Origin of the sequence: Pseudomonas sp. NPDC089554 (genome assembly GCF_050280645.1) — a bacterium.
In the GTDB taxonomy this organism is placed as follows: Bacteria; Pseudomonadota; Gammaproteobacteria; order Pseudomonadales; family Pseudomonadaceae; genus Aquipseudomonas.
Genome location: NZ_JBNNVR010000037.1, coordinates 16,992 through 25,876 on the forward strand (window position 1 = coordinate 16,992; position 8,885 = coordinate 25,876).

Genomic DNA, 8,885 nt, shown 5'->3' on the forward strand with positions numbered 1-8,885 from the left:
GAAGAGGCCAATACAGATTCGAAGCCCTGCAATCAAATCAGGAAACGATATTCTTCAACGACAGGTGCCGCGCATACCAGGGCCGGCGTGGCACCCGATCGAGCAAGGGCTGGACACCGTCCTCATCGCCAAAGGTGATGCGCAACGCCAGCTTCATCACCTCAACGTCCATCTCCACCGTCTTGCCCGGCAGTGTCCCCGGCACAGTGCTGCACCCATGGGTATCGGGCCCCAGCCAGGGGTCGTCGACCTCCACCCAAGGCCCCGGCGCAAACCACTTCACGCCATTGACCTCCAGACGCTGTACCTGGCCTGGGTGGTGACGCTCGTGGGCGCGATACCAGTCCTCGATGCGGTCGTCGATCCAGCCATGAAAACCCCAGAACACCGGGTGTACATGGGAGGAGAACGGGTCGCCGAGAAAATCGTTCTGCGGGCCGAACCAGCGCGCGGCGAAATCGGCAGGGTTGCGGGCGAACGGCACCGGAATGCCATTGGAGGGGTCGCGAGGCACCGAAGCCCAGCACATGTGCAGCCAATCGTGCAGGTTCATCTCCAGTTCCGAGCCGAACGCGCCCAGGCTCAGCTTCGACAGGTACACCGGGTCCTGGTACTGCGACTCCCAGACCTGGAAATTGCTGCTGTAGGTCTCACCGGCCTTTATCGCCGATACCCACTGACCGTAGGCCTCGTCGCCCGGCGCCTGCCAGCTGGGCGGCACACAGCAGCCGTCGTGGTTGTCGTAGTAACGAGCGAAGCCGACTCGGTCGAATTCCACGCTCGGCTGCGGCAATGGAAAGTGTGGCCACGAAGGCAGCGGCTGAAAGCTGCGTGCGGTACCGAGCATGTGTCGGTGCATGAACAAAAAATCGATACCCGAGCCGTTGCGGTGCTTGCGCAGGCCTCGAGCATCGCGCTCGCGATCACGCGGGCCAGGCTGCCAGCCCAGGCCGCGCAAGGCGTTGCGTTTGTCTTCGGGAATCTTGTGCCACTGGTCGCGGGTCGCGTGCCAGAGCTGGTGGAACAATCGGTGTTCGGGGCTCAGCACCCAGGCTTGCATCTGCTCGGTGTAGGGCAGGCGCTCGCGGGCCTCGGGGAACAGGCGCTTGACCGCGACGAAGCGGCTGTCGGGCAGGGTCAGGGTCAAGGGCCGATCCAGGCGCAACAGGCGGCCACTCAGGGTGCCGCTGCCGGCGTTGGCGAAACTGCCCCAGACCTCGTCGAGGCTGGCCACGCATTCGTAGCCGGGGCCACCGCTGTTGCTCAGCAGGCGCCAGCGCACCTCGCTCGAAGACGCCCCGACTAGGTCGCCCAGCACCCGATAGGCCACCGGCCCTTCCTTGCGCAAACGCTCGCCGGTATCGACGAAACCGCGCAGGCCACGGCCCTTGGTGGCGATGTCGAAGAACACTTCGACGCCTTCCAGTGGCAAGCCTTCCAGCCCGGCATCCACGCCCTCGAAACGGATATCCCAGACGCCTCGCAGGTTGTCGGCCAGCACCTGACCGGCATAGTCGGCCAACTCCACGCTGGCCTCGCCCGGGGTGACGATATCGTCCTCCGGGTCGTGGGTCAGTTCCTTGTGCGCGTAATAGGCAGCGGTGCCTGCCGCCCCCGCTACAGCCAGGCCTGCGATGAATCCTCGTCGGGAAATGCTCATTGCGCCTCTAATCCGTTCCAGCCGAGCTGCGGCTTCTATCCCAGCTAGAACGTAAGCCAGCGGGGGAAATTTACCGTGGCCGGGGCCACCACTTGCGGCGCGCCCCCGTCACGGGCAAGCCCGCATGCCTTACGCAGAAGCCACCGCTGCCTGAAGTGCACGGGCGAAGCGGTCGGCCACTTCGTCCACCTGCTCGGCGCTGATGATCAGCGGCGGCAGGAAACGCACCACGGCGCCATGACGGCCGCCCAGCTCGAGGATCAGGCCACGCTTGAGGCATTCGCGCTGCACCTTCGGCGCCAGCTCCCGGGACGCCAACGGGTGGCCCAGGGCATCGCGCTTGCCGCTCGGGTCGACCAGCTCCACGCCCAGCATCAGGCCGCGTCCGCGGATGTCGCCCAAATGCGGGTAGTCCCGCTGCAAATGTTGCAGGTGGCCGCGCAGGCGCTGGCCCATGGCTTCGGCGTGCTCGCTGATGCGGTGCTCGACCAGGTAGTTGATGACCGCCGAACCTGCTGCCATGGCCATCTGGTTGCCGCGGAAGGTGCCGGCATGGGCGCCTGGGGTCCATTTGTCCATCCATTCGCGATAGACCACCACGGCCAGCGGCAGGCTGCCGCCGATGGCTTTGGACAGGGTCACGGCATCCGGCACGATGCCGGCGTGTTCGAAGGCGAACATCCGCCCGGTGCGGGCGAAGCCGCTCTGGATCTCGTCGACGATCATCGCCACACCAGCCTGCTCGGTGATGCGGCGCACACCGCGCAGCCACTCGATATCCGCCGGGATCACACCGCCCTCGCCCTGGACGACTTCAAGGATGACCGCCGCCGGCAGTTGCACACCGCCTTCCGGGTCGAGCAGCAGGTTTTCCAGGTAGTGCAGGTTGGCCCGCACACCGGCCTCGCCACCGAGACCGAACGGGCAGCGGTAGTCGTAGGGGTACGGCATGAACTGTACGCCGCTGTTGAGCAGCGCGCCCATGGGCTTTTTCGGCCCCAGGCTGCCCATCAGGCTCAGCGCGCCCTGGGTCATGCCGTGGTAGGCGCCCTGGAATGCCAGGACGGTGCTGCGACCGGTGGCGGTGCGGGCAAGCTTCAGCGCCGCTTCCACCGCGTCGGTGCCGGTCGGGCCGCAGAACTGGATCTTCGCTTCACGGCGCAGTGCTTCGGGCAGCACGGCGAACAAGTCCTGAACGAACTGGTCCTTGACCGGGGTGGTCAGGTCGAGGGTGTGCAGCGGCAGCTCGTCGGCCAGCACGCGCTGGATCGCCTCGATCACCACCGGGTGGTTGTGGCCCAAGGCCAGAGTGCCGGCGCCGGCCAGGCAGTCGATGAACTGGCGCCCCTCGACGTCTTCGACGTAGAGGCCCCGGGCGCGCTTGAGCGCCAGCGGAATGCGCCGTGGGTAGCTGCGGGCGTTGGACTCTTGCTGTTGCTGGCGCAGCAGCAGGGCCGAGTCCTCGAAGTGGTACAGGGGCTGGGGCTCGGCCGCAGGGCGGGCCTGGGCAAGGCTGGAAACGTTAGACATCGGAAAATCCTCGCAAGCAGGAAGGAATGCCCGCCACGTCCCTGTATCCGGAGGTGTGTCGGGGAAGTCATCGCTTGGAAAACGCTTGAGTGAGGCGAGGATTTAGCGCTTGGCGGGAGATTTGTGTCGGCCTCTTCGCGGGTAAACCCGCGCAGAGGCCGCTACTGGCGCTAGAGGGCTCAAGGACGTACCGGCACCTGCAGCCATACCCGCAGCCCGTCACTGCGGCTGTCGAAGCGCAGGCTGCCGGCGCAGCGCTGGACGATCGCCTGCACGATCGCCAGCCCCAGCCCACAACCGCCACTTTGATTGTTACGCCAGAAACGCTCGGTAAGGTGCTCGAGGTCTTCCTCGGCGATCCCCGGCCCATGGTCACGCACCAGGAAGCCGACCTGGCCATCGACCATCTGCACCTCCAGCTCGACCGCCTCGTTGCCGCCATGGCGCAAGGCGTTGTCCAGCAGGTTGCGCAGCGCGGCCACCGCCAGCGGCGCCGGCATACCCAGGTAAACCTGGGTAGCCTCGGGCGGCAAACGCAGCACGATGCGCCGGTTGTCGCCACCGCCGGCATCCTGCACCGCCTGCTGGGCCACCTGCTCGGCGCTGCACTGCACACCATCGTCGAACGACAGGCTGCCCTCGACCCTGGCCAGCATCAGCAACTGCTCAAGGGTACGGTGCATGCGATCGGCACCTTGCTCGGCATGCTCCAAGGCCTGTTCGCGCACCGCGCCATCGGTCATGCGCGCCACTTGAAGATGGGTCTTGATCGCCGTCAGCGGGCTGCGCAGCTCGTGGGCGGCATCGTCGGTCAGGCGACGCTCGCGCTCGATGGTCTGGGCAATGCGCAGGAACAGCTGGTTCTGGGTTTCCAGCAGCGGCTGCAACTCGCTGGGCATGCCGGCCACCTGCAACGGCTCGACACTGTCGGCGCGCCGCCTGCGCAGGGCATCGCGCATGCGGTTGAGCGGCTCCAGGCCCTTGCCCAGGCCGATCCACACCAGGCCCAGGCTACCGAGCAAGGCCACCAGCACCGGCGCCGAGGCCGCCAGCAGGATCGACTGGTTCAGTGCCTCGCGCTCCTGGTGGCGGTCGGCAGTAGTGATGCGCACATCGCCATGGCTGTAGGTAAAGGTACGCCACGAGGCACCGTCGATGGTCTGGTCGCGGAAACCGCTGTGCTCATCGTCCATGCTGCCGTCGTGCTTGTGGTTGCTGGCCAGGATCTCGCCACGCAGCGAGCTGACCTGGCAGGCCATGCCGTCCGGCACGCTGAACTGGTCGGCCGAGAAATGTGCTTCGCGGCCCTTGGCGGTGAGTGGCTGGGGCAACTGGTCGACCAGACCCGCGACCATGCGCGCCGAGGCCACCAGGCGCTGGTCGAGAGAGAACATCATCTGCTGGCGCAGGTCACGCAGCATCCAGGCTGCCGCCAGCACCCAGATCAGGATGAAGGCGCTGCCCAGGATCAGCGACAGGCGCACGCGCAGGCTCATGGCGCGACCTCCTCCGGTGCCTGCGCCGGCCCCAGGCGATAGCCCAGGCCGCGTACGGTCTCGACGATGCCGTTGCCGAGCTTGCGGCGCAGGTGGTGGATATGCACGTTCAGAGCGTTACTCTCGACTTCGTCGCTGAAGCCGTACACGCAATCCTTGAGTTGTTCACTGGACAATACCCGACCGGGGTTCTGCAGCAGCGCCTGGAGCAGCGCCTGCTCACGCCGCGAGAGGTCCACCGGGCGACCCGCCAGGGTGGCTTCGCAACTACTGGGGTCGTAGTGCAGCGGGCCATGCTCGATGAAGTTCACCGCCCGCCCGGCTGCCCGGCGCAACAGGGTATGCAAGCGTGCCGACAACTCGCGCAGGTCGAACGGCTTGAGCAGGTAGTCGTCGGCACCGGCCTGCAAGCCATCGACCCGATCGGTGACCGCATCGCGGGCGGTCAGCACCAGCACCGGCAAGGCGTCACCCTGCTGGCGCAGGCGCTGCAACAGTTTCAGGCCGTCCTCGTCGGGCAGGCCGCGGTCGAGGATCATCACATCGAACTGCGCGACCTTGAGCAGTGCCTGGGCCGCCCCGGCCGTGGCGACTCGATCCACGGTCAGGCCCTGCGCGGTGAGGCCTGCGCAGATGCCGCTGGCGATCAGGTCATCGTCCTCGCAGAGCAGTACGTGCATGGATGGGGTCTCCAGTGGGGAATCGTGCCAGTGCAGCATGGGCTGATTAAGCGAGGATTATGACCCATTCTATCGAAGCCAAGGCCAATGCTGCCGCACGGCGTAGGATAGGATCCGTAGGACAGGGTTAATTTCCGGTTAATCGACCTGCCCCAATATGGCGCAATCATTGCACTACCAAGGCGTAGACATGCGTATCTTCTTGCTTCTACTGACATTCCTGCTCGCCGGCCCGCTACAGGCCAACCCGTTCGCCCCCAAGTCGGATTTCCTGCCGGTGGACCAGGCCTTCATGCTGAGCCACGACCGCTTGCCGTCTGGGGAAATGCGCCTGTATTTCCAGATAAAGGACGGCTACTACCTCTACCAGAAGCGCCTGAAGTTCGATGGCATCCCCGCTGAGCAGCACCCGCAGTTGCCTGCTGCGCTGAACCATCACGACGAGTTCTTCGGTGACAGCGCCATCTATCGTACCGAGCTCGAGCTGGTGCTGCCGGCCGAGGCCAAAGGGCAACTGCGCCTGGGCTGGCAGGGGTGCGCGGACGCAGGGCTTTGCTACCCGCCACAGACCACAGTGATCGACCTGGGCGGCCAAGCCGCGCCGACGGCCGCTGGTCAAGCCATCGAACAGGCTGCCGACCAGGCCCTCGCCAGCGGCCTGCAACAAGCCAGCCTGGCCTGGAACCTGCTGGTGTTCTTCAGCCTGGGCCTGTTGCTGGCCTTCACCCCATGCTCGCTGCCGATGCTGCCAATTCTCGCCGGGTTGGTCCTGGGCAATGGCGCCAGCGCCCGGCGCGGCTGGCTGCTGGCGGGAGTCTACGTACTGAGCATGGCCTTGGTGTATGCCGGCCTGGGTGTGATTGCCGCGCTGCTGGGCGCCAGCCTGCAAGCCTGGCTGCAACAACCGTGGCTGCTTGCCAGCTTGGCGGTGCTGTTCGTGATCCTGGCCCTGCCGATGTTCGGCGCCTTCGAACTGCAACTGCCCAGCGCCCTGCGCGACCGCCTGGACCGCGCCGGCCAAGGCGCCCGCGGCGGCAACCTGTATGGCGCGGCGCTGCTCGGTGTCTTGTCCGGCCTGCTGCTGGGGCCGTGCATGACCGCACCTTTGGCCGGCGCCCTGCTGTACATCGCGCAGAGCGGCGACGTACTGCAAGGGGGGCTGGTGCTGTTCAACCTGGGCCTGGGCATGGGCCTGCCGCTGTTGCTGCTGGTGACCGTGGGCAACCGCTACCTGCCGCGTCCCGGCGCCTGGATGAACCTGGTGAAGGGTGTGTTCGGCTTCGTGTTCCTGGCCATGGCCCTGTACACCCTGCGTACCCTGATGCCCGAACCGCTGCTGCTGGCGTTGTCCGGCGCCTGGCTGATCGCCCTGGCCTGGGCTGCATGGCCGGCCTTGCAGCGCCTGCCGGCACTGCGCGCCCTGCCCTTGCTCGGCGCCCTGTGGGGTGGCCTGCTGCTGGTCGGTGCCGCTGCCGGTGGCAACGACCTGTGGCAGCCGCTGCAACCGTTCACCGGTGGCGCGGCGCCTGCGCAGGCGAGCGCCCATGACAATGTGGTCACCGTCAACAACCCCACCGACCTGCAACGTGAACTGGACGCCGCCAAGGCGCGTGGCCAGTGGGTGCTGGTCGACTACTATGCCGACTGGTGCGTAGCCTGCAAGGTCATGGAAAAACAGGTGTTCGCCCGAGGCGATGTGCAAGCCAGCCTGGCCGGTGTGCACATGGTGCGCCTGGATGTCACCGCCGACAGCCCGGCCAGCCGTGAACTGCTGCGACGCTACCAGGTGCCCGGCCCGCCCAGCCTGATCTGGGTCGGCCCGGAAGGCGAGGAGCGCCGCGCCCGCCGCATTACCGGCGAAATCGATGCCGCCGGCTTCCTGCAACATTGGGCCCAGACCAGGAGCCAAGGCTGATGTTGACCGTGACCCTGGGGCCACTGACCATGGCCCTGAACCACCTGCTGTTGCTGGCCGCGCTGGGCATCGCCAGCCTGGTTGGCTGGCGCGTGGCCCGGCGCGGCGGCGAAAGCCCCGAGTCGGCACTGTTCAACCTGTTCCTGATCGGCCTGCTGTGCGCCCGCGCAGGCTTCGTCATCGAGTACTGGTCAATGTACCGCGACGAGCTGGCACAGGTCATCGACATTCGCGACGGCGGCTTCCACCCCTGGAGCGGCCTGGCGGGCATCGTCGTCGCGGCCCTTTGGCAGGACTGGCGCCGTCCCGGCCTGCGTCGGCCGCTGGGCTGGGCATTGTTCAGCGGTGCGCTGTTCTGGGGCCTCGCAAGCCTGGGCAGCCACCTGTACGGCAAGGGCACGGCTTTGCCGGAAATGAGCCTGAACAACGCCCGCGGCGAAGCCGTGGCCTTGCACAGCTACCAGGGCAAGCCGCTGGTCATCAATATCTGGGCGACCTGGTGCCCGCCCTGCCGGCGCGAAATGCCAGTGCTGCAAAAGGCCCAGCACGCCTACCCCCATGTGACGTTCCTGTTCGTCAACCAGGGCGAAAGCCCGGAGATGGTCAGCACCTTCCTCGCCACCACCGGCTTGAGCCTGAACCACGTGCTGTTCGACGGCACCGGGCAGCTGGCCCGCCAGGTCGGCTCCATGGCCCTGCCCACCACCCTGTTCTACGACGCCGACGGCCGCTTGATCGGCAGTCACCTGGGCGAGTTGTCGCGGGCCAGCCTGCACAAAGCCCTGGAACCTTTCGAACGGGCCGCTGCGCCCGCCCCCGCAACACAAGGAAATTGACATGCGATTGAATGCCCTGCTGCCCCTGACCCTGGCCTTGCTGGCCGCGCCGCTGGTACAGGCCGAAGACCTGCCCAAGGCGGTCCAGCAACTGGAGGCCAAGGGTGCGAAGATCAAGGGCAGCTTCGATGCCCCTAATGGCCTGCGCGGCTACGCCGCCGAATACCAGAACAACGGCATCGCCCTGTACCTGACGCCCGATGGCAAGCACGTGCTGGTCGGCAGCCTGTTCGACGAGCAAGGCCAGGACCTCAGTGCCGAGCCGCTGGAAAAACTGGTGTATGCACCGATGAGCAAAGAGATCTGGGCCAATCTTGAAAAAACCGCCTGGATCGCCGACGGCAAGGCCGACGCGCCCCGCACCCTCTATGTGTTCAGCGACCCCAACTGCCCGTACTGCAACATGTTCTGGCAGCAGGCGCGGCCCTGGGTCGACGCGGGCAAGGTGCAGTTGCGCCACATCATGGTCGGTATTATCCGCCCGGACAGCCCAGGCAAGTCCGCCGCGCTGCTGGCGGCGAAAGACCCTGCCAAGGCCCTGGAGCAGCATGAGAAAGCCGGCAAGGCCAGTACGCTGAAAGCACTGGAGAGCATTCCGGCTGCGGTTCAGAAGAAGCTCGACGCCAACCAGGCACTGATGGAGCAAATGGGCCTGGGTGCTACGCCTGCGATCTTCTATCTGGATGAGCAAGGGCAATTGCAGAGCCAGCAAGGGGCACCGCGGCCAGAGATGCTTGGGAAGATTCTCGGGAAGCGCTGATCGGCTGA

General features: G+C 66.2%; 7 protein-coding genes. 3 read left to right on the forward strand and 4 right to left on the reverse strand.

Annotation, left to right across the window (positions count from 1 at the left end; genetic code table 11):
* Window positions 1–37: 37 nt before the first annotated feature.
* The 4 genes from ACQKPE_RS13290 to ACQKPE_RS13305 all read right to left on the reverse strand — a co-directional run bounded on the left by ACQKPE_RS13290 (window position 38) and on the right by ACQKPE_RS13305 (window position 5,366).
* Window positions 38–1,660, reverse strand: coding sequence for a twin-arginine translocation signal domain-containing protein (locus ACQKPE_RS13290; RefSeq protein ID WP_427666454.1), 1,623 nt, complete (start codon window positions 1,658–1,660; stop codon window positions 38–40).
* 129 nt (window positions 1,661–1,789) lie between these two features.
* Window positions 1,790–3,190 carry an aspartate aminotransferase family protein gene (locus tag ACQKPE_RS13295; RefSeq protein ID WP_427666456.1) on the reverse strand — a complete coding sequence of 467 codons (1,401 nt, stop codon included), beginning with the start codon at window positions 3,188–3,190 and terminating at the stop codon, window positions 1,790–1,792.
* 179 nt (window positions 3,191–3,369) lie between these two features.
* Window positions 3,370–4,686 (reverse strand): ATP-binding protein, encoded by a 1,317-nt coding sequence (locus tag ACQKPE_RS13300; RefSeq protein ID WP_427666458.1) that lies wholly within the window; start codon window positions 4,684–4,686, stop codon window positions 3,370–3,372.
* Window positions 4,683–5,366 carry a response regulator gene (locus ACQKPE_RS13305; protein WP_427666460.1) on the reverse strand — a complete coding sequence of 228 codons (684 nt, stop codon included), beginning with the start codon at window positions 5,364–5,366 and terminating at the stop codon, window positions 4,683–4,685. Before ACQKPE_RS13305 ends, ACQKPE_RS13300 begins: the two co-directional genes overlap by 4 nt.
* 190 nt (window positions 5,367–5,556) lie before the next feature.
* Here ACQKPE_RS13305 and dsbD point away from each other — a divergent pair, with 190 nt between their 5' ends.
* The 3 genes from dsbD to dsbG are packed head-to-tail and all read left to right on the forward strand — an operon-like array spanning window position 5,557 to window position 8,877.
* A complete protein-coding gene (gene dsbD, locus ACQKPE_RS13310; protein WP_427666461.1) occupies window positions 5,557–7,281 on the forward strand; it encodes a protein-disulfide reductase DsbD in 1,725 nt (574 codons plus the stop codon).
* Complete coding sequence (locus ACQKPE_RS13315) at window positions 7,281–8,117, forward strand: prolipoprotein diacylglyceryl transferase family protein (protein ID WP_427666462.1); 837 nt, start codon at window positions 7,281–7,283, stop codon at window positions 8,115–8,117. Before dsbD ends, ACQKPE_RS13315 begins: the two co-directional genes overlap by 1 nt.
* A gap of 1 nt (window position 8,118) precedes the next feature.
* Window positions 8,119–8,877 carry a thiol:disulfide interchange protein DsbG gene (dsbG, locus tag ACQKPE_RS13320; RefSeq protein WP_427666464.1) on the forward strand — a complete coding sequence of 253 codons (759 nt, stop codon included), beginning with the start codon at window positions 8,119–8,121 and terminating at the stop codon, window positions 8,875–8,877.
* Window positions 8,878–8,885: the final 8 nt, after the last annotated feature.